Source organism: Brevundimonas sp. UBA7507 (assembly GCF_002478355.1).
Classification (GTDB): domain Bacteria; phylum Pseudomonadota; class Alphaproteobacteria; order Caulobacterales; family Caulobacteraceae; genus Brevundimonas; species Brevundimonas diminuta_D.
The window spans coordinates 76,660-96,060 of sequence record NZ_DLNP01000002.1 but is presented as its reverse complement, the minus strand read 5'-3'; the positions used below and the strand labels follow the sequence as shown (position 1 = coordinate 96,060).

Below are 19,401 nucleotides of genomic sequence, written 5' to 3'. Positions count from 1 at the left end.
GCTTGCTCCGCCCCCGCCAGGGCGAGAACGCCCGTTTCGAATTGGGTCAATCCGTGTCCGCAGCCGCGCCGCAACGCCGCAAGGTCTCTCGAGAAGGCCTTCTGCTGATCAAGAGCTTCGAGGGCTTCCGCCCTCGCACCGTGCTGCGCCGCGACGGGACGCCCGTCATCGGCTACGGCCACGTCCGCTCGGCCCGCCCCGGCGCCGTGGTCAGCGAGGCCGAGGCCGAACTGCTGCTGCAATACGACCTGATGCCGATCGTCGCCCTACTGAACGAGCGCGTGCGCCTGCCGCTGAACCAGCACCAGTTCGACGCCCTGGCCAGCTTCATCTTCTCCATCGGCCTGGAGCGGTTTCAGGGATCGGACGTCCAGGCCAAGCTGGACGCCAACGCGCCGTCCGAAGCCGCCATCGCCCTGTCCGCCTGGCCCGAGCGCGCCTCGCCGCCGGTCGACGCCCTTTATCGCCGCCGCTCGGCCGAACGCGCCCTGTTCGACACGGCCCCCGATCAGCCCGCGCCTCTGGAGACCTTGCTGACTGCCCCGGTGCGCGGCCCCGGTTCTGCAGAGCCGGCCGCTGACGCCGCCCCGCCCACCGCCCCTGTCCTGCGTCATGAAGCGCGCGCCGCCGCGCCCGATGCGGCCCTGGGCGACAAGGGCGCCGTCCTGTTTATCGGCGGCGTCGGAGCCCTGGCCTTCCTGGCGGGAATCGCCGCCTTCCAGCGCGCCTGGCGCGCGCCGACGGCCAGCGACGCGACCGTGCTGATCGGCGCCGGCCTGGCCATCGCGGGCCTCGTCTTCATCGGCATGGCGGCCTGGAGCGCCCTGCGCGCCAAGGCTCCGGCGACAGGCGCCGCGAAGCAGAAACAGTCGCGCTAACAGCAGTCTTTGCGAAGCTCGCGCACGATGCTACGCCTTGCGGCATGAGCATTCCCTTCGCGCCCCAATCCATGGAATTCGGCCTCGGCGAGACCGCTGACGCCATCCGCGACACCACCGCCCGTTGGGCCGCCGAACGGCTGGCCCCCCGCGCCGCCGAAATCGACGAGAAAAACGCGTTCGCCCGCGACCTGTGGCCCGAGATGGGCGAACTGGGCCTGCACGGCATCACCGTCGAGGAAGAGTTCGGCGGTCTTGGCCTCGGCTACCTCGAACACGTGGTGGCGATGGAGGAGGTGTCGCGCGCCTCGGCCTCGATCGGCCTGAGCTACGGCGCCCACTCCAACCTGTGCGTCAACCAGATCCGCCGCTGGGGCACGGCCGAGCAGAAGGCGAAATACCTGCCCAAGCTGATCTCGGGCGAGCACGTCGGTTCTCTGGCCATGTCCGAGGCCGGCTCGGGCTCCGACGTCATGTCCATGCGCACCCGCGCCGAGAAGAAGGGCGACCGCTACGTCCTGAACGGCACCAAGTTCTGGATCACCAACGCCCCGCACGCCGAGACCCTGGTGGTCTACGCCCGCACCGGCGACGGCAACGGCGGCGTCACCGCCTTCCTGATCGAAAAAGGCATGAAGGGCTTTTCGGTCTCCAAGAAGCTGGACAAGATGGGGATGCGCGGCTCGGACACGGCCGAGCTGGTGTTCGAGGACTGCGAAGTTCCCGAAGAGAACATCATGGGCGGCGAAGGGCGCGGCGCCGCCGTGCTGATGAGCGGTCTGGACTATGAACGCGCCGTCCTGTCGGCCGGGCCTCTGGGCATCATGCAGGCGGCGTTGGACGTGGTCCTGCCATATGTCCGCGACCGCAAGCAGTTCGGCAAGGCCATCGGCTCCTTCCAGCTGATGCAGGGCAAGGTGGCCGACATGTATGTCGCCCTGAACAGCGCTCGCGCCTATGTCTATTCGGTCGCCCGCGCCTGCGATCAGGGCCTGACCACCCGCTACGACGCGGCCGGCGCCATTCTGCTGGCCTCGGAAAACGCGGTGAAGGTCACGCTGGAGGCCGTCCAGGCTCTGGGCGGCGCCGGCTACACCAAGGAATGGCCGGTCGAGCGCCTGGTCCGCGACGCAAAACTCTACGACATCGGCGCCGGCACCAACGAAATCCGCCGCTTCCTGATCGGCCGCGAGCTTCTGGGAAGCTGATGTGATCGGGCGGGGGGCTTTGCTGGGCGCTCTGGGCGCGCTTTTCTCCTCAACTGTCTGGGCTCAGGCCCCCTCGCCTATTCTCGATCAGAACGCCTTGATGGCGCAGGCCGAACGCGTCGAACGTCACGCAGACGCGCTCAGCCGCCTGTGGCCCGGATACTGGCCCAAGGGCCAGCCCTTCATCCTCTATGCGCCCGATATCGGAGCCGTCTTCGGCGGCGCCCGCCTACCCGACACGCCCCGCTTCAGACCCGGCCGATTGGAAGGCGCCGAGTTTCATTTCGTCCTGGACTATCCTTCCGGCGTTCCGGACACGGTGCTGTTGCGACCCGACGGCGCCGACGACGACCTGTCGACCCTCTTCCACGAACAATTCCACGACTTCCAGAACACAGCCTTCCGCTGGATGTCAGGCGATGGGCATCAGGAATTCGTCGATCTGAACGCGATACCCGACCTGACCGGTTTCATCGCCGCGCTGGATCTGGAACGCCTGGTTCTGCGAGCCGCCCTCCTAGAGCCTGACGCACCCGCTCGGAAGCATCTGGCGCAGACCTATCTGGCGCTTAGGACAGCGCGCAGCGCCGATCTGCCCGCCGAAGTTCTGGCGGTGCAGCAACAAAGAGAATGGTCAGAAGGCACGGCCGAGTTCATCGGTCTGCAGGCCGCCCATCTGATCGCCGGTCGGCCCGACACGGCCCTGCCATCCGCCATCGCCAGAGCGCTCACAACGCCCAGCCAGAACGACATGAGTCTGGTTTCCGAGTTGCTCCGCTGGCGCGCCTATCCGGTCGGAGCCGCCCTGACCTAGCTGTTGGCGGACATGGGCGCGGACCAGTGGCGAGCCCAGCTCGGTCAGGGCGTCCCGCTGGATGTCCTTTTGCGCCAGACGATCGGCGAAGGTTCCGTCGAGGACGCCGCAGCCGCCGCCGCGCGCTTCAACCTTCCTGCCCTCAAGGCCCAGGCGGCCGAAAGACTGGCCCAGGCGCCCGAAGGCGTCACAACCCGCGAAGCCTTCCTGGATCAGGCCCCGCATTGGCTGCTTCTGGAGCTGACTGCGCCCGTTGAGCGCGGCAAGGAAATCCAGCTGTCCTTCTCGGCAGCGAAGATGTCTCCGCTGGCTGACGGAGCCATCGCCCTGCCTCACGGCATGGTGGTTATGGAGGCTCCGGGGTTCGCGCTGAAGAGCGAACGCAATCCGGCCCTGATCGATGTTCCTGTCGGCGTGGTCACGGGCGGCGTGATCGCCCATGCCGTCACCCTGCCTCTAGCCGCCGCCGACCTTCATGAGTTGCGCGCTGGCGAGCCTTTTCTGCTCGAGAAGGAAGGCCTGTCGCTGCGAATCGCCGCGCCCTACGAAATCCACCAACAGGCTGGCCGAACCCGGATCAGTTTCTCCCTGCCCCAGGAACCCTAGGACGGACAGACAGTTGCTCCTTCTCGAAAGGAGTTCGTCATGCCCGCCAAATCCGCCGCCCAGCAAAAAGCCGCCGGCGCCGCCCTGTCGGCCAAGCGCGGCGATACGCCCAAGTCCGAACTGAAGGGCGCGTCGAAATCCATGATGGAATCGATGAGCGAGAAACAGCTGGAAGAGCTCGCCCATACCAGACGCAAGGGCAAGCCCGAGCACGTCTCCAAAGATTAGCTATTCATTTCGCCGCAACCGCCACGGCAGGGATGGCGCCAAGCCTGGCGGGCCCCTATCGTCGCGGACGACCCTACCTTGAGTCTCCCATTAATGACGCTCGTTCCCGCGCCGCCGCCCGATGAGGGGCGGACCTTCTCCGACGTGCTGGAGCGCCTGGGCCAGGCCCAGGGCGAGAAGCTGTCTCTTCGCGAAATGGTCGAGGCGTTCGGCGAGCGCGGCTTCGGCGCCGTGATCCTCATGCTGGCCCTAATGGCGCTGTTTCCGTGGCCGCCGGGCGGCAAGGCGGTCTTTTCCGTGCCGATCATCCTGATCGCCGCCGAACTGGCGCTGCAACGGGACAGGGTCTGGCTGCCGCGCTGGCTGCTGAATCTGTCTGTGAGCCGCGCTTCCTATCGGACGGCCGCTGAGAAGATTCTTCCGCGGCTTCAACGCGTCGAGCGGCTCACCCGTCCCCGCTGGCCCGCGCTGACGGGCGAGGCGGCCGATGTGGTCATCGGCCTGATCTGCATTCTGCTGGCGCTCATGATGGCCCTGCCGGTGCCGTTCGGAGACGCCCTGCCCGGCCTGACCCTAGCCCTGTTCGGCTTGGGGATCATCCAGCGCGACGGCGCCTTCATCCTGGCCGGCTTTTTCGGCACAGGCGTGTGCGGGATCTATCTGGCCCTGGTGTGGACGACGGTGGTCGCCGTCGTCGCCGGCATCGCCGAATGGGCGACCAACCTCTTCTAGGTTCAGCCCGCGTCAGTCTGGCCGCTGAGGCCCTGCATGATCATACGGTTGATGTCGATCAGGGTCGAGAAATCGTCCTCGCCGCGCATGACCTCGGAGGTGTTGCGGTTGACGAACAGGCTCAGGGAAATGAACTGCGCCCGCATCGCCTGCGGCATGGCGTTGGCCGGATCCGAGCAGGCGGTCGCCAGCGTCGACCACAGGCGGCGGTTCCAATCCAGAGCGTCCATCCGCTCGGCGACGTCCGACTTGTCCAGGGTCGCGGCGTGCATCAATGCGCGGGTCACCTGGCCGAACAGTCGGTATTCCATTTCACGCGGCGATTCAGCCCGCGTCGCCGCCGTCTTGTACGCCTGAAGCGACATTGCCGAGCCTTTGGTCTTCGTAATCGACGATTTTGCGAGCGCCCATCAGGGCCTTGTAATACTGGCGCGCCAGCACGTGCTTGGAGCAGGCGACGCATTCCGTCAGGATGTCCGGGTTGCGGACCGCCCCCATGAATTCCGTCAGGCGCAGGGCGAATTCATCATAGAATTTCGGCGCTTCCGACTCATCCAGATACATCATCATGACGGGGAAGTAGATGCGGCGCGCGGGCGTGGTCGCGTCCTCGGGCTGCATGATGTCCTTTTCGCGCAGGACGCTGGCCTTGTTCTGCAGGACCAGCACGCCGCGACGGTCGCCGTTCTGCACGACGGCCCCGTTCAGCACGAATTTCTCGCCGGGCTTCAGCGACAGTTTCAGAGGCAAGGGAAGGTCTCCGTGGCGCCGCCCTCACCGTGACGGCCGGCCGCTGAAGAACTGTAAAGCGACGTGGTTAACCATCCCTTCACTTCGATCGCTTCCCAGCGTCACGATCGCGCAGACGGGAACGTCCCGCCGAGCCGAGCCGTTGACCTTTCAGAAGGGAGACGACGATGGCAGAGCCCGAATTCGAGACCGACGGCCAGGATCAGGCCGAAGTCTATGACGAGACCCATCTGGACGATGAACGCGACGGCGATCTGTCGTTCGACGAGGCTGATGACGTGCTTGACGTCACCCAGATGGATGGGGACGCCGACGCCGAACCCTTTGACGAGGACGACGCCGATCTGGACGCCGACCTGGCGCTGGACGGCATAGAGGCCGAGGCCGACGCCCTGCTGGGCGTCAACGGCGTGCGGTTGAGCGAGGCGGACAGCGACGGCGTCACGGCCTCGGGCGCGAACGAGATCGAGCTCGTCTACGCCGGCTTGATGCGCAACCAGCGAGGGGCCCAGGCCAGCGCCGCCCATTGGGAAGCCAAGCGTCTGTCCGACGACGATCTAGAAGACCTGGGCTACGGCCCTGAACAATGAGGGACTCAATGACCGAACACCATCCGACCAAGACCCAGGAAGACGCCGATCCGAACACCCCACCGGCCAAGCGCGCGCCGCACGAGCACGGCAAGCCAGACCAGTTGAAGGACAAGGAAAAGGAAGCCGAGAACCGCCAGGAAGCTCTGATCGACGAAGGCGTCGAAGAGACCTTTCCCGCCAGCGACCCGGTATCGGCCAAGCGCATCACCTGACGTCTGCCGCCTGTTCACGCGCATCTCTTTAAGCTACCTGCTCCATTCCCCTGAAATGGAGCAGGTTTCGCATGAGCCGGTTCGAAGGCACGTCCAACTATATCGCCACCGACGACCTGAAGGTCGCCGTCAACGCCGCCGTGGCGCTGGAACGGCCGCTGCTGATCAAGGGCGAGCCGGGCACCGGCAAGACGGTTCTGGCCTATGAACTGGCGCGGGCGCTGAATGCGCCGCTGATTACCTGGCACGTCAAGTCGACGACCAAGGCCCACAACGGCCTGTATGAATACGACGCCGTATCGCGCCTGCGCGACAGCCAGCTGGGCGACGAACGCGTCCACGACGTGCGCAACTACCTGAAGAAGGGCAAGCTGTGGGAGGCCTTCACCGCCCCGGTCCGCCCCGTCTTGCTGATCGACGAGATCGACAAGGCCGATATCGAGTTCCCCAACGACCTGCTGCAGGAACTCGACCGTATGGAGTTCTATGTCCAGGAAACGGACGAGACGATCCGCGCCGAGGTCCGCCCCGTCGTCGTCATCACCTCGAACAACGAGAAGGAGCTGCCTGACGCCTTCCTGCGCCGCTGCTTCTTCCACTACATCCGCTTCCCCGACGCCGAAACCATGCAGAACATCGTCGAGGTCCACTTCCCCGGCATCAAGCCGCGTCTGGTGTCGGAAGCCCTGAAGACCTTCTATGAAATCCGCGACACGCCGGGGCTGAAGAAGAAGCCTTCGACCTCCGAGCTTCTGGACTGGCTGAAGCTGCTGCTGGTCGACGACGTGGCGCCGGAAACCCTGCGCGAAAAGACGCCGGGCAAGCTGATCCCGCCGCTGCACGGCGCCCTGCTGAAGAACGAACAGGACGTGCATCTGTTCGAACGTCTGGCCTTCATGGCGCGCCGCGACGGCCTCCGTCCCGGCGGTTGAGAGGGGCGGCTGATTTTCGCCGCCTTCCCGTCGCCTTTCGATTACCGCGATTTCACTGGTCCTGCGGCGCTGATGGCGCACAATCGGGGCCTGGAGTGGAGCCGACCATGCAACACATCACCTGGCCCGTTATCGCCCTGGCGCTGATGACCGCCGCCTGCGACAACGGCGGCGCGGTGCGCATCACCACCTCCACGACCTCGGATTCCTCGGGCGTGCTCAAGGTGGTCGACGCCCTGCAATGCCCACAGACCCAGGGCGTGCTGACGCGCAAGGGCTCGGCCCGCGCCGACGGCTCCTGCGTCTACAGCGGGCCTCGCGGCTCTGAAGTCATCCTGCAACTGGTCCAGTTGGACGGCCGTTCGGCGCAGAACGCCCTGAAGCCCTTCGAAACCCGCCTGACCGCCGACCTGCCCGAGGCCATGGCCCAGGTCGAAGCCGAGAACGCCCGCGCCGAAGCCGACGCCGCCAAGGCGGAGGCCGATGTGGCCAGGGTCGAGGCGGACGCGGCCCGCGCCGAAGCCGACGCCTCTCGTGCTGCGGCCGAAGCCGCTTCCGGCGACTCCGCCCACGTCAGCGCGCCCGGCGTGCGCGTCGACGCCCAGGGCGACAAGGCCACGGTCCGCCTGCCGGGCATGCGGATCGACGCCGACGGCGACCGCGCCAACATCCGCATCGGCGGCCTGACCATCCGCGCCGACGACAAGTCCAGCCGCGTCGACGTTTCGTCCGGCGACGACGCCGTAAAAATCGAAGCGACCGACGGCGCCGCACGCATTCGCACCAGCGCGGCCGGGGAATCCGTGCGCTCAACCTTCCTGATGACGGCCGACGAACCCTCGGCCAGCGGCTGGCGCACCGTCGGCTATGAGGCGCGCGGCCCGGTCGGCGGCCCCATCGTCGTCGCCACCGTGCGCAGCAAGGACCGCGATCCCGACCGCCTGTTCGACGCCGCCAAGGCCCTGGTGACGCTCAACGTCGGCGATTAACCCCCATCTATCGCAACGGCCGCCCTTGATCGCGCGTTCGGTCTGAGTCACCAGCCTAAGCATGCGCAGCATCAAGACCTTGGCCGAAGAAATCGAAGACGCCGGCCCCGCGCCCCGAGTCCGCAAACCCAAGCCCCCTCGCGCCTGGCAACGCATGTTGTCCGGCCGTCGCCTGGACCTGCTGGATCCCTCGCCGTTCGACATCGAGATCGAGGACATCGCCCACGGCCTGGCGCGCGTCGCCCGCTGGAACGGCCAGACGATCGGCGAGCACGCCTTCTCGGTCGCCCAGCACTCGCTGGTGGTCGAGGAGATCGCCGCCCACATCCGTCCGGGGCTGGAGCCGAAATGGCGCCTGGCCGCCCTGCTGCACGACGCCTCGGAATACGTCATCGGCGACATGATCTCGCCGTTCAAATCGGCGCTGGGCGCCGGTTACAAGGATTTCGAGGCCCGGCTCGAAGCCGCCATCCACGTCCGGTTCCAGTTGCCGCCCAAGACGCCGCAGACCATCAAGACCCTAATCAAGAAGGCCGACAAGGCCTGCGCCTTCTACGAGGCGACCCAGTTGGCCGGCTTCACCCGCCGCGAGTCGCTGCAGATCTTCGGCGCCCCGCCGCCCGGCTATGATCTGGTGATCGAGCCGCAGCCTGCGGCCATCGCCCAGCAGCGCTATCTGGACCGCTATCGCGTTCTGGCCGAAGCTGTCGGCATCCTGCCCGGCGCCGACGCCTGGCACACCGAGTAGCCGGACACTGCACAGAGCGGCGGACGCAAGGGAGACATATGGCGCAGGCGCGGACGGAGGCTTCATCCTCCCACACCGGCATCAGGATCGGCCTGTCGGCGGTGATCATCGCCCTGCGGGGCCGTGAAGCCGTGGTTCTGACCACCCACGCCCCCGACGGCGCCCCCGCCCTGCCCTTCGGCCCCTTCGACCCCGCCCGCGACCGCACGTTCGAACTGGCCCTGCGCGCCTTCGTGGCCGACCAGACGGGCTTCCCGCTCGGCTTTGTCGAGCAGCTCTACACCTTCGGCGATCTGGGCCGCGACGCCCCGCGCGCCACGCCCGGCCCGGATCAGGCGCGCGACATCTCGGTCGGCTATCTGGCCCTCACCGCCGATGCGCCTGACGACCCCAGTTTCGGCGCTTCGGGCCGCGACGCCGCCTGGACGCCTATCTTCCACGTCTTTCCCTGGGAAGACCGCCGCCGAGGCCCGCCCGCCGTCATGGAGCGCCTCGCCCCCGGTCTGACCGCCTGGGCGGGCGACGACGCAGCACGCAAAGGTCGCGTGGACGCTCTTTTCGCCCTCTCGCCCGGCGCCCGCTGGAACGAGGAGCGCGTGCTGGACCGCTATGAGCTGCTCTATGAAGCCGGCCTGGTCGAGGAGGCTGCGCGCGACAACGGCCGTCCCGTCCCCGCTTCGCCAGGCGACCTGCCCATGGCGTCGGACCACCGCCGAATCCTGGCCACAGGCGTCGCCCGCCTGCGCAGCAAACTCAAATATCGGCCCGTCCTGTTCGACCTGACGCCCCCGACCTTCACCCTGTCGGCGCTACAGGCGGCGGTAGAGGCGGTGGCGGGTCTGTCGCTGCACAAGCAGAACTTCCGCCGAGGGGTCGAACGCACCGGCCTGGTCCAGCCCACCGGCGTTTTCACTAGCGACACCGGCGGCCGCCCCGCCGAACTGTTCCGACACGTCCGCCCCGAACCGGGCGACGGCGGCGCCTTCGGCCTGTCGCTGCCTGGACAGCGTTGAACAGCCGTTCAAATTTCTTCATCGTCATGGCTTGCGGCCATCGCAGCCTTTGATTAGAGAAGCCGCTCGCTCAGCCCCATTAGGGACTTTCGGCCTGCGGAGAGGTGGCAGAGTGGTTGAATGTACCGCACTCGAAATGCGGCGTACGTGGAAGCGTACCGGGGGTTCGAATCCCCCCCTCTCCGCCATTACTTCCTAACAAGCTGACCCGCCCGCCAGGGCGCACGGGTCTGATCGCACGCTCTGATCAGTCGAAACGCTCGATGCGTAAGGCCCCCATCCATCGCGGAGACGGCCGTCCGAGGGCGAGTTGCTCCATCGCCTCCGCCGTGATGGCGGCCAGGGTCAGGCCCAGGTGCTGGTGTCCGAAGGCGTAGTGGATGGCCGGATAAGCCTGCAGCCTGCCGATCGCAGGCAAATAATCCGCCAGGGTCGGACGCGGTCCGCACCAGCGGTCCGGCGCGTCGGAGAAGGCGATGCCCAGCGCTTTCAGATGCCCCTCGATCTGACGCCATTTGCGCGGGTCCGGCGGCGCCGACGGCCGCCCAAACTCGACATGGCTAGAGGCGCGCAGCCCCCCATTGAAGCGCGCCACGGCGAGGGAGCGATCCTCGAACACCGTCAACGGCAAGGCTTCAGGCCAATCGTGCTGCGCAGACTGGACCGAATAGCCGCGCTCCCCAATCAGAGGAACGCGCACGTCAAGCGGCGCCAGCAGCGACGCTGACCACGCGCCTGCCGTGACGACGACCCGCTGGGCGTCCACGGTCGCGCCGTCCTCCAGAGCGATCTCGACGCCGTCGGATACGGGCCTCAGGCGGCGCACATCGGCCTGAAGGATGCGCCCGCCTTGCTTCGTAAAGGCGGTCGACAGGGCGTCGCGGACGCTCTGGGGTTCGCTGACCTGTCCCGTACCGGTGAAGCGAATGCCCCCGGCAGGGCGCGCTTTCAGGACCGCCTCATAGGCCGCCAGTTCCTCCGTCTCCATGGGGCGGAAGCGGGCGCTTCCCGTGCGCGCGCCGCGCCAGGCTTCAAGGCCCCGTCTCGCCGCCTCGGGCGTGGACCAGACGACCGCGTGGCCGGTCGGGCGGATCAGGCCGTCCGGCGCTTCGGCCAGGACCGCCAACCGCATCCAGGCGCCCAGAGGATCATCGAGAAGTCGCGCCAGGATCTCGGCGCCGTGCGCGGCCGCCGCCGGGCGAGAGGCCGCCAGAAACCGCAGCGCCCACGGCCCCCACGACGCCACATCTCGCGCCCGAAAGTCCAGCGGACCGCCGAAAGCGAATAACCGGCCGAACGCGCTTTTCAAGGTCGCGGCCGAGGGCATGGGTTCGCACTGCTCGGCGGCGATGTGGCCGATGTTGCCGAAGGAGGCGCCGCGTCGCGGATCGCCTCGGTCGATCAGAATCGTCTCGAAACCCGCCGCCTGAAGCCTGAGAGCCGTCGCCGTTCCGACCAGGCCGCCGCCGATGACCGCCCAGCGCTGCGGCGTTCTCATGCAGAGGCGCCCTCGCCGAAGGGGTCATCCAGACTGTGCGACGGTTCGGTGAACCAGACCGGCCCGCTCTCGGTCATGTAGAAATGATCTTCCAGGCGCACGCCGAACCGGCCGGGAATGACCAGCATCGGCTCGTTCGAGAAGCACATGCCGGGCGCCAGCGGCGTGGCGTCGCCGCGCACCAGGTTCGGCGCCTCGTGGATGTCCAGGCCGATGCCGTGGCCTGTGCGGTGCGGCAGGCCCGGCAGACGGTAGTCAGGGCCATAGCCGAGGCCGGTCAGATAGCCCCGCGCGGCGTCATCGACGCTGTGACACGGCGCGCCGATACGGGCGGCGGCGAAGGCGCGAGCCTGGGCCTCCTTCTCGTGCATCCAGACGCGGCGGAAGTCGTCCGTCGGTTCGCCGAAGACATAGGTGCGGGTGATGTCCGAGTGATAACCGTCGACCAGAGTGCCCGTATCGATCAGCACCACATCGTCGGCCTGCAGAGCGCGGTCGCCCTCGCCGCCGTGCGGCAGGCAGGTGTCTTCGCCGAAGGAGACCAGGCAGAACCACGATCCGCCCTCCCCGCCCAGGACGCGGTGCTCGGCGTCGATGAAGGCCATGACCTCCGACGTTCGGACCCCTGCCTTCAGCCAGCGGCGGGTGCGGCGGTGGACCTCCAGCGTGATGGCCTTGGCGCGGGTCAACAAGGAGATCTCGGCGGACGACTTCAGGCTGCGCTGGGCCAGGATCAGCGGCGCGCCGTCGATGACGCGATCCGCGCCGAGCGCCCGGCTGAGGCCCAGCCAGATGAAGGCGGCCGCCTGATCGTCGACCGCCAGGACGCCGCCCTCCGGCAGACGCCCCGCCGTCAGGACGTAGGGACTTTCCTCCTCCTCCCAGGTCAGGATGTCGCCGGCGATGGCGTTCGGCGCCGCCGTCAATCCCGCGACCTTATCCAGTTCAAACCGGGGACAGACGTATTCCACCCGACCGTCGGCGTGGATCAAGGCCCCGGTCAGCCGTTCCGAAGGATGCCAGTCCAGCCCGGTATAATAGCGTAGCGACGCCGTAGGACCGAGAAGCAACGCCGCCGACCCTTCCGCCTTCAGCCGTGCAGCCAAGACCTGAATGCGAGCGCGCCGCTCGGCAGCGTTGATGGGAGCAGCGGCGGGGGGAAGAAACGTCATGCTATCAACGTATACAGTATATGATCTATAACTCTGCTTCTTTCATGGCTTGAAGCCTCGAGCAAGAGCCGTAATGCTAGCAATAGCCCTGTCGCCTCGACAGGCGCGCGCGCCCGGAAAACGCGCCCTTGCGCGTGACCATGATCCGTTCGGCGAGCGGGCCCAGGGCGTGACGATATGGCGCAAAAACACCCTTTCGGACGAACCTTATAACAGATTGCCTTCCACTCGGCCCTTTCCTATCTAGGCGGCCATGCCTCGGTCGATGATGACATTGGCGAACCTCTTCGCGGCCTTGATGCTGGTCATCGCCGTATTTGTGGTTGCGCCTGCGGCGGATGCGGCGACCTGCGCGCCCGACGCCGCGATCGCGCATCAGGCCATGGACATCGCCCACGGCGAGAATGGGGAACACGCCCAGGACGGATCCAAGGGCGATCACGACCGCATGGGCGGCGAGATTCACGGCCATTGCCACCACCCCGGCGAGCGTCCGTCCGGCGGCGATCTCAACATCGCCAAGCCCCAGTTCCAGGCCAGCCGCTACATCCTGCGCGACGACAGCACCGTGTCGTTCGCCTCCGACGGACTGAAGCGCCCTCCCAGAAGCTGATCGGAAGTCTGCGCCTTCGCGCGCCCCTCTTCTGATCATCTCTGGAAATCAAACATGTCTCCGACACATCGTCGTCGGCCGCGTCTGGCGGTCGGCTGCGCGCTCGCCGTGGTCGCCGTTTTCGGCGCCGGCCCGGCCTGGGCTGATCCCGCGCCCTCCTATGGCGTACTGCTCGCCCAACTGGACCGAACGCCCGCCGCCGTCGAAGCCGACGCCCTCAGCGACGCCGCCGAAGCGCGCGTCCGTCAGGCGCGCGTCCGGCCCAATCCCAACCTGTCCATCGACCTTGAGAACGTCGTCGGGTCCGGCCCCTATTCCGGTCTCAGCGCAAGCGACCTCAGCCTGGCGTTCAGCCAGGATCTGGAGCTGTGGGGCCGCCGTTCAGCAAGAGTGAACGCCGCCCGCGCTGATGCCGGCGCAGCGTCGTTACGGCGCGACCTGACCGTGGTCGACACGGCCGCGCGACTGGCCCTGGCCTATGCCGAGGCCGAGGCCGCCCAGCGCCGCGCGGCTCTGGCCGAGGAAGCGCTGACCTTGGCCGTGGCCGACGCCCGCGCGGCCCTGGCCCTGGTCGAGGAAGGTCGCGAGCCCCTGCTGCGCGGCATTCAGGCGGAAAGCGAGGCCGCCGCCGCCCGCGCCAGCCTCGACGAAGCCAGGGCCGAGCGCGACGCCGCCTTCGCCCGTCTGAGCGCCGTCGCCATGCTGCCGACGCCCGCCACCTCAATCGAGGCCGGGCTGCTGGATGCGCCGACGACGCCCTCCGCCCGATCCGAACGCGAGGCGCCGACGGTGCGGGCAGCCGAGGCCGAGGCTGCGGCGGCCGAACGCCGCATCGACGTCGAGCGCATCAACGGCCGTCCTGACGTCACCGCCAGCGTCGGCGTGACCCGCTTCGGCGAGAACGATCAGACGGCCATGACCTTCGGCCTCAGCCTGCCCTTGCCGCTGTTCGACCGAAACCGTGGCAACATCGACGCCGCGCGCGCCGAACACCGGGCCGCCGAGGCGCGCGTCATGCAGGCGCGCCAGGACGCCGGAGCCGACCGAGCCGCCGCCGAAGCGCGCCTGGCCTCTTCGGCCAGCCGAGTATCGGCCGCCGACGCGGGCGTGACCGCCTCCGAGGAGGCCTATCGCCTGTCGCGCATCGGCGCCGAGGCGGGACGCATCTCGCAACTGGAGCTGCGCACCGGACGCGCCGCCCTGATCAACGCCCGATCCGCCGCCGTCGACGCCCGCATGGCGCGCGTCCGCGCCGAGATCGATCTGGCGCGCCTGGAAGGCCGCGCCCCCTTTGAAGGAAGCCGCTGATGCGCAAGCTGTCGTCAAACAAGAAGGTCAACATCGCCGCGGCCGCCGCCGTGCTGCTTCTCGGAGGAAGCGCGCTCTATCTGGGCGGCTTCCGATCGGACCCGTCGCCCGCCCCCGAGGCGACGAAGGCCGAGACGAAGGAGGAAGCCGCCGAGGCCCCCGAGGGCGTGATCGAACTGACCGCCGAACAGCTTCAGGCGGCCGGAATATCGGTCGTCGCCGTCTCGCGCGGCGGGGGCGGCGAGACGCGCCTGTCCGGCCGGGTCGAGGCCATGGTCGACGCGCGCGCCGCTGTCGGCGCCGTGGTCGGCGGCACGGTCGAGCGGGTGCTGGTCGCGCCGGGTCAGGCGGTCCGCGCCGGCCAGCCTCTGGTCAGCCTGGTCAGCGGCGACGGCGCTGCGCTACGCGCCGAGATCGACGCGGCCTCGGCCGCCGCGACCGCCGCGCGTCAGGCGCATCAGCGCAACCGCAACCTGGCCGATCAGGGCGTCGTCGCCCGTCAGGAGGTCGAGGCCTCGCAGGCGCAGGCCGCCAGCGCCGAAGCTATGGCACGCGCCGCGCGGGCGCGGGCGGCGGCGGCGGGGTCGCCCAACGCCTCGGGCCGGATGAGCCTGGTCAGCCCCATCTCCGGCGTCGTCACCAATGTTCAGGTCGGTCCCGGCGGCTTCGTCGCCCAGGGCGCGGTCGTGGCCGAAGTGACCAATCCGGCGCGAGTCGAACTGGTTTTCAACGCTCCGCCGCAACTGGCGGCCCAGGTGCGCCTTGGCTCGCACGTTCGCGTCACGGGACCGCAGGGCGAGTTCAACGCCCTGGTCACGGGCGTCGCGGCCGACGCCGGTCTACAGGACAGCGGGGCGACCGTGATTCGAGCCCGGCCCGAGAGCGGCCGCCTGCCGCCCGCCGGATCGCCCGTCACCGGCGCTGTCGTCACCGAGGGCCAGTCCGGCGGCGCCCTGACCGTGCCGTCCGAAGCAGTTCAGACGGTCGACGGCGCCACGGTGATCTTCGTCCGGACCGGCGAAGGCTTCCGCGCCCAGCCTGTGCTGGCCGGTCGTCAGGCCGGAGGCTCCACCGAGATCCTGCGCGGCCTTACCGGGAGCGAGAAAGTCGCCTCGGCCAACGCCTTCCTGCTCAAGGCCGAACTGGCCAAGGGCGAAGCCGAGCACGGCCACTAAGGGAGGGCGATCATGTTCAAAATCATCATTGAGACGTCCGTCCGCTTCCGTTGGTTCATCGTTCTGGCTACGACCCTGGTCGCGGCGTGGGGGCTGTTCCAGCTGACCAAGCTGCCGATCGACGCCGTGCCGGACATCACCAACCGGCAGGTGCAGATCAACACCGTGGCCCCGGCCCTGGCCCCCGAACAGATGGAACGTCAGGTCACCTACCCGCTGGAAACGGCGATGGCGGGCATTCCGGGGATACAGAGCACCCGCTCCCTGACCCGCAACGGCTTCAGCCAGGTGACCGTCATCTTCAGCGACGCCACCGACATCTACTTCGCCCGCCAGCAGGTGGCCGAGCGGATGGCCCAGGCGCGTGAGAACCTGCCCGAGGGCGTCGAACCGGCCCTGTCGCCCATCACCACGGGCCTGGGCGAAGTGCTGATGTGGACGGTCGGCCTGAAGCCTTTCGACGCCAAGGCGGCGCGCGCGGGCCGACCCGGCTGGCAACCCGACGGCGCCTATCTGACGCCAGAGGGCGAGCGGCTGGATACGCCGCAGGCGCGGGCGACCTATCTGCGCACCGTTCAGGACTGGATCATCGCGCCCCGGATGCGGACGGCGCCCGGTCTGGCGGGCGTCGACGTCAACGGCGGCTATGTGAAGGAATACGCCGTCCGCCCCGACCCGGCGCGACTGGCCAGCTATGGCCTCAGCCTGAACGATCTTGTTCAGGCGCTGGACCGCGCCAACACCCAAGCCGGCGCGGGCTATATCCAGCGCGCGGGCGAGGCCCTGACCGTGCGCACCGACGCCCTGGCCCAGACGGTCGAGGATCTGGCCCAGGCGCCCGTGGTCAACCGCAACGGCCTGGTCGTGCGGGTCGCCGACGTGGCTGCCGTCGAGATCGGCCAGGCGCCGCGCCTGGGCGGGGCCAGCCGCGACGGCCATGAGGCGGTGATCGGCACGGCCCTGATGCTGGCGGGCGAGAACAGCCGCACCGTGGCCCAGGCCTCCGCCGAACGGCTGGAACAGATCAGCGCCAGCCTGCCGCCCGACATCGTCGCCGAGCCGGTGCTGAACCGCAGCGCCCTGGTCAACTCCACCATCAAGACGGTGGCCAAGAACCTGACCGAAGGCGCCCTGCTGGTCATCGTCGTGCTGTTCCTGCTGCTGGGGAACATCCGCGCGGCGACGATCACGGCCCTGATGATCCCGATCAGCTTCCTGTTCGCGGTCATCGGCATGAACCGCTTCGGCATCAGCGGAAACCTGATGAGTCTGGGCGCGCTGGACTTCGGTCTGCTGGTCGACGGCGCGGTGGTGGTGGTCGAGAACACCCTGCTGCGACTGGGCCAGAAGCGCGCCGATCTGGGCCGCGCCCTGACCCGCCACGAACGGCTGGGCGTCGCCGCCTCGGCCGCGCGTCAGATGGTCAAGCCCGCCGCCTTCGGCCAGTTGATCATCCTGCTCGTCTTCACCCCCCTGCTGATGCTGGAAGGGGTCGAGGGCAAGACTTTCATCCCGATGGGTGCCACGGTCATGCTGGCCCTGGTCGGCGCCTTCATCTTCTCCTTCACCTTCGTCCCGGCCATGGCGGCCCTGCTGGTCAAGGAGCCCAAGACCGTCCACGTCGACGAAAACGGCGAGGCGGAGGAGCATGAGACCTTCCTGCTGCGCCACGCGCGCCGCTGGATCGAACCGGCCATCCGCGCCGCCGTGTCGCATCCCAAGACCGTGCTGGCCTCGGCCTTCGGGGCCCTGCTGGTCGGCGCCCTGGCCTTCACCCTGCTGGGGCGGGAGTTCATCCCGACTCTGGACGAAGGCGACATCGCCATGCAGGCGCTGCGCGTGCCCTCGGCCTCGCTGGAGCAGTCCCTCGCCATGCAGATGGCGCTGGAGCGGGCTATCAAGGCCCAGCCCGAGGTGAAGACCGTCTTCTCGCGCACCGGCACGGCCGAGGCGGCGGTGGACCCCATGCCGCCGAACATCTCCGACGCCGTCATCGTGCTGAAGAAACGCAAGGAATGGCCCGATCCCAAGCTGCCGAAGGACGAGCTGATCGCCCGCATCGAGAAGGCCGCCTCGACCCAGTTGGGCAACGCCTTCGAGTTCAGCCAGCCGATCGAACTGCGCTTCAACGAGCTGATCTCGGGCGTCCGCACCGATCTGGCGGTTATGGTCTATGGCGACGACTTCGCCCAGCTTCAGAAGACGGCCGATCAGGTGGCTGGCGCCCTGCGCGACACGTCCGGCTCGGCCGACGTGCGGGTGGAGCAGGCGTCCGGCCTGCCGACCCTGACCGTCAGTGTCGACCGCTTCGCCGCCGCCAACTACGGCCTGTCGGCGGCCGACGTGTCCGAAGCCGTTTCAGCCGCCATCGGCGGCGCCGAGGCAGGCCAGATCTTCGAGGGCGACCGCCGCTTCGACGTGGTGGTCCGCCTGTCGGACGCGGAGCGTAACGACCCCGCCGCCCTGAACGCCCTGCCCGTCACTACAGCGAGCGGCGCAGCCATCCCCCTGTCCTCGGTCGCCCGCATTCAGGTGAAGGAGGGCCAGAACCAGATCAGCCGCAACGACGGAAGCCGCCGCATGGTGGTTCAGGCCAATGTGCGCGGCCGCGATCTGGGCGGCTTCGTCGCCGACGCCCAGAAGCAGGTCGATCAGCAGGTCAGCCTGCCCGCAGGCTATTCGCTCAAATGGGGCGGCCAGTTCGAGAACCTGAAGCGAGCCGAGCAGCGTCTGGGTCTGGTCATCCCCGTGGTCTTCGTCCTGATCGGCATATTGCTGTTCATGGCGCTGGGATCCTTCGCGGAGGCGGGACTGGTGTTCGCCTGCGTGCCGCTGGCCCTGGTCGGCGGAGCATTGTCCCTGTTGCTGAGGGGGATGCCCTTCTCGGTCTCGGCGGCGGTCGGCTTCATCGCCGTGTCGGGCGTCGCGACCCTGAACGGCCTGGTGCTGATGCAGGCCATCCGCGAGCGGTTGCAGGCGGGGCAAACGCCGCGCGACGCGGCCCTGCTCGGCGCCTTCAGTCGTCTGAGGGCGGTGCTGACTACGGCCCTAGTCGCCATTGTCGGCTTCATCCCCATGGCCATCGCCAGCGGAGCGGGCGCCGAGGTTCAGAAACCGTTGGCCACCGTGGTCATCGGCGGCCTTCTGACGGCCACCGCCCTGACGCTGCTGGTGCTGCCGACCTTCGCGGCCAAGGCCGTCAAACACCGTAAGACGGAAGGAATAGAGGATTGAGCGGATCTCATCACGGAGATGGGCTTCAGCGCCGCACCCTGCTGATCGTGCTGGTGCTGAACGCCCTGCTGTTCGTCATGCTCGGACTCGGCGGCCTGTTCGCCGAGTCCAGCGCCCTGCTGGCTAACGCCGCCGACAACGGATCGGACGCCATCGTCTATCTGATCAGCTTCCTAGCGGTCGGGCGGGCGATGGCGTGGAAGCGCGGCGCCGCTCGGTTGTCGGGGATCATGCTGCTGATCTTCGCGGCCGGGGTGCTGATCGACGTGGGGCGGCGCTGGATCGTCGGGACCGAGCCGGTCGGTTGGACCATGATGAGCCTGGCCGTCATCGCGGCGGCGGTGAACCTGACCTGCCTGATGCTGATCCGGCGTCAGGGGACAGACGACGTCAACATGCGCGCGGCCGAGACCTTCAGCTTCAACGACTTCGCCTCGAACGGCGGCATCCTGATCGCCGGGGGGCTGGTCATGGCGCTGGACCAGGCGTGGCCGGACCTGGTGGTGGGGCTGATCGTGGCGGCCATCGCGGTGAAGGGCGGCGTCGACATCCTCAAGGACGCCCGTGAGAGCCGGCCCGTTTCGCAAGAGACTGAGGCGAACGCCGAAACCTGAACCGTCGCGGGCAAGCTGCCGGAGAGCTCCCGCGCTTGCCCGCGACAGCGAACATATGTCGGCGCCGGGCATTTAGCCTGTCGA

21 protein-coding genes and 1 tRNA gene are annotated in these 19,401 nt (G+C 68.1%); 18 read left to right on the top strand and 4 right to left on the bottom strand.

The features are described 5' to 3' along the window. The first annotated feature begins 2 nt into the window (after positions 1–2). The 6 genes from B3D50_RS01935 to B3D50_RS01910 all read left to right on the top strand — a co-directional run bounded on the left by B3D50_RS01935 (position 3) and on the right by B3D50_RS01910 (position 4,466). Positions 3–878 carry a lysozyme gene (locus B3D50_RS01935; RefSeq protein WP_286949175.1) on the top strand — a complete coding sequence of 292 codons (876 nt, stop codon included), beginning with the start codon at positions 3–5 and terminating at the stop codon, positions 876–878. 44 nt (positions 879–922) lie between these two features. After that, positions 923–2,086 (top strand): isovaleryl-CoA dehydrogenase, encoded by a 1,164-nt coding sequence (locus tag B3D50_RS01930; protein WP_286949174.1) that lies wholly within the window; start codon positions 923–925, stop codon positions 2,084–2,086. 100 nt (positions 2,087–2,186) lie between these two features. Further along, positions 2,187–2,900 carry a hypothetical protein gene (locus B3D50_RS01925; protein ID WP_286949173.1) on the top strand — a complete coding sequence of 238 codons (714 nt, stop codon included), beginning with the start codon at positions 2,187–2,189 and terminating at the stop codon, positions 2,898–2,900. Between the two features lie 3 nt (positions 2,901–2,903). Continuing rightward, positions 2,904–3,506 carry a hypothetical protein gene (locus B3D50_RS01920; protein WP_286949172.1) on the top strand — a complete coding sequence of 201 codons (603 nt, stop codon included), beginning with the start codon at positions 2,904–2,906 and terminating at the stop codon, positions 3,504–3,506. Between the two features lie 39 nt (positions 3,507–3,545). Further along, positions 3,546–3,734, top strand: coding sequence for a DUF3008 family protein (locus B3D50_RS01915; protein WP_286949171.1), 189 nt, complete (start codon positions 3,546–3,548; stop codon positions 3,732–3,734). Between the two features lie 93 nt (positions 3,735–3,827). Then, the gene (locus B3D50_RS01910; RefSeq protein ID WP_003164324.1) at positions 3,828–4,466 is read left to right on the top strand and encodes an exopolysaccharide biosynthesis protein; all 639 of its coding nucleotides are present in this window, start codon (positions 3,828–3,830) and stop codon (positions 4,464–4,466) included. A gap of 2 nt (positions 4,467–4,468) precedes the next feature. Here the strand turns inward: B3D50_RS01910 and flaF are convergent, their stop codons facing one another. Next, a complete protein-coding gene (gene flaF / locus B3D50_RS01905; RefSeq protein WP_286949170.1) occupies positions 4,469–4,831 on the bottom strand; it encodes a flagellar biosynthesis regulator FlaF in 363 nt (120 codons plus the stop codon). Further along, positions 4,791–5,216 (bottom strand): flagellar biosynthesis repressor FlbT, encoded by a 426-nt coding sequence (gene flbT / locus B3D50_RS01900; protein ID WP_088411374.1) that lies wholly within the window; start codon positions 5,214–5,216, stop codon positions 4,791–4,793. The genes flaF and flbT overlap by 41 nt, the downstream gene beginning before the upstream one ends. Before the next feature lie 167 nt (positions 5,217–5,383). Between flbT and B3D50_RS01895 the strand changes: the two genes are divergently transcribed. The 7 genes from B3D50_RS01895 (at position 5,384) to B3D50_RS01865 (ending at position 9,891) form a co-directional block, all read left to right on the top strand. Beyond that, positions 5,384–5,806, top strand: a complete 423-nt coding sequence (locus B3D50_RS01895; protein WP_286949169.1) for a hypothetical protein — start codon at positions 5,384–5,386, stop codon at positions 5,804–5,806. An 8-nt stretch (positions 5,807–5,814) separates the two neighbouring features. Beyond that, on the top strand, positions 5,815–6,021 hold the full coding sequence (locus B3D50_RS01890; RefSeq protein ID WP_269300580.1) for a hypothetical protein: 207 nt from the start codon (positions 5,815–5,817) through the stop codon (positions 6,019–6,021). A 71-nt stretch (positions 6,022–6,092) separates the two neighbouring features. Beyond that, positions 6,093–6,953, top strand: coding sequence for an AAA family ATPase (locus B3D50_RS01885; RefSeq protein WP_286949168.1), 861 nt, complete (start codon positions 6,093–6,095; stop codon positions 6,951–6,953). 107 nt (positions 6,954–7,060) lie between these two features. Beyond that, positions 7,061–7,942: a hypothetical protein gene (locus B3D50_RS01880; RefSeq protein ID WP_046653001.1), complete on the top strand. Its 882-nt coding sequence runs from the start codon at positions 7,061–7,063 to the stop codon at positions 7,940–7,942. A gap of 154 nt (positions 7,943–8,096) precedes the next feature. After that, complete coding sequence (locus B3D50_RS01875; RefSeq protein WP_003164317.1) at positions 8,097–8,690, top strand: YfbR-like 5'-deoxynucleotidase; 594 nt, start codon at positions 8,097–8,099, stop codon at positions 8,688–8,690. Positions 8,691–8,728: 38 nt separating this feature from the next. Further along, a complete protein-coding gene (locus B3D50_RS01870) occupies positions 8,729–9,703 on the top strand; it encodes an NUDIX hydrolase (protein WP_088411371.1) in 975 nt (324 codons plus the stop codon). A gap of 98 nt (positions 9,704–9,801) precedes the next feature. Then, positions 9,802–9,891 (top strand) — tRNA-Ser (locus B3D50_RS01865). Between the two features lie 59 nt (positions 9,892–9,950). On the opposite strand, the gene B3D50_RS01860 is transcribed toward B3D50_RS01865, so the two are convergent. Both B3D50_RS01860 and B3D50_RS01855 read right to left on the bottom strand, forming a co-directional pair. Continuing rightward, complete coding sequence (locus B3D50_RS01860; protein WP_286949167.1) at positions 9,951–11,201, bottom strand: NAD(P)/FAD-dependent oxidoreductase; 1,251 nt, start codon at positions 11,199–11,201, stop codon at positions 9,951–9,953. Further along, entirely contained in the window at positions 11,198–12,373 is a 1,176-nt protein-coding gene (locus B3D50_RS01855) for a M24 family metallopeptidase (protein ID WP_286949166.1), read from the bottom strand. Before B3D50_RS01855 ends, B3D50_RS01860 begins: the two co-directional genes overlap by 4 nt. Positions 12,374–12,638: 265 nt before the next feature. Between B3D50_RS01855 and B3D50_RS01850 the strand changes: the two genes are divergently transcribed. From B3D50_RS01850 to B3D50_RS01830, 5 genes are read left to right on the top strand one after another with little or no spacing between them, the layout of a single operon-like run. Then, positions 12,639–12,986 carry a hypothetical protein gene (locus B3D50_RS01850; protein ID WP_286949165.1) on the top strand — a complete coding sequence of 116 codons (348 nt, stop codon included), beginning with the start codon at positions 12,639–12,641 and terminating at the stop codon, positions 12,984–12,986. Positions 12,987–13,040: 54 nt separating this feature from the next. Next, positions 13,041–14,294 carry a TolC family protein gene (locus tag B3D50_RS01845; protein ID WP_286949164.1) on the top strand — a complete coding sequence of 418 codons (1,254 nt, stop codon included), beginning with the start codon at positions 13,041–13,043 and terminating at the stop codon, positions 14,292–14,294. Further along, positions 14,294–15,469: an efflux RND transporter periplasmic adaptor subunit gene (locus B3D50_RS01840; RefSeq protein WP_286949163.1), complete on the top strand. Its 1,176-nt coding sequence runs from the start codon at positions 14,294–14,296 to the stop codon at positions 15,467–15,469. The genes B3D50_RS01845 and B3D50_RS01840 overlap by 1 nt, the downstream gene beginning before the upstream one ends. 12 nt (positions 15,470–15,481) lie before the next feature. Then, entirely contained in the window at positions 15,482–18,703 is a 3,222-nt protein-coding gene (locus B3D50_RS01835; protein ID WP_286949162.1) for an efflux RND transporter permease subunit, read from the top strand. Then, positions 18,700–19,317 carry a cation transporter gene (locus B3D50_RS01830; RefSeq protein WP_286949161.1) on the top strand — a complete coding sequence of 206 codons (618 nt, stop codon included), beginning with the start codon at positions 18,700–18,702 and terminating at the stop codon, positions 19,315–19,317. The genes B3D50_RS01835 and B3D50_RS01830 overlap by 4 nt, the downstream gene beginning before the upstream one ends. Positions 19,318–19,401: the final 84 nt, after the last annotated feature.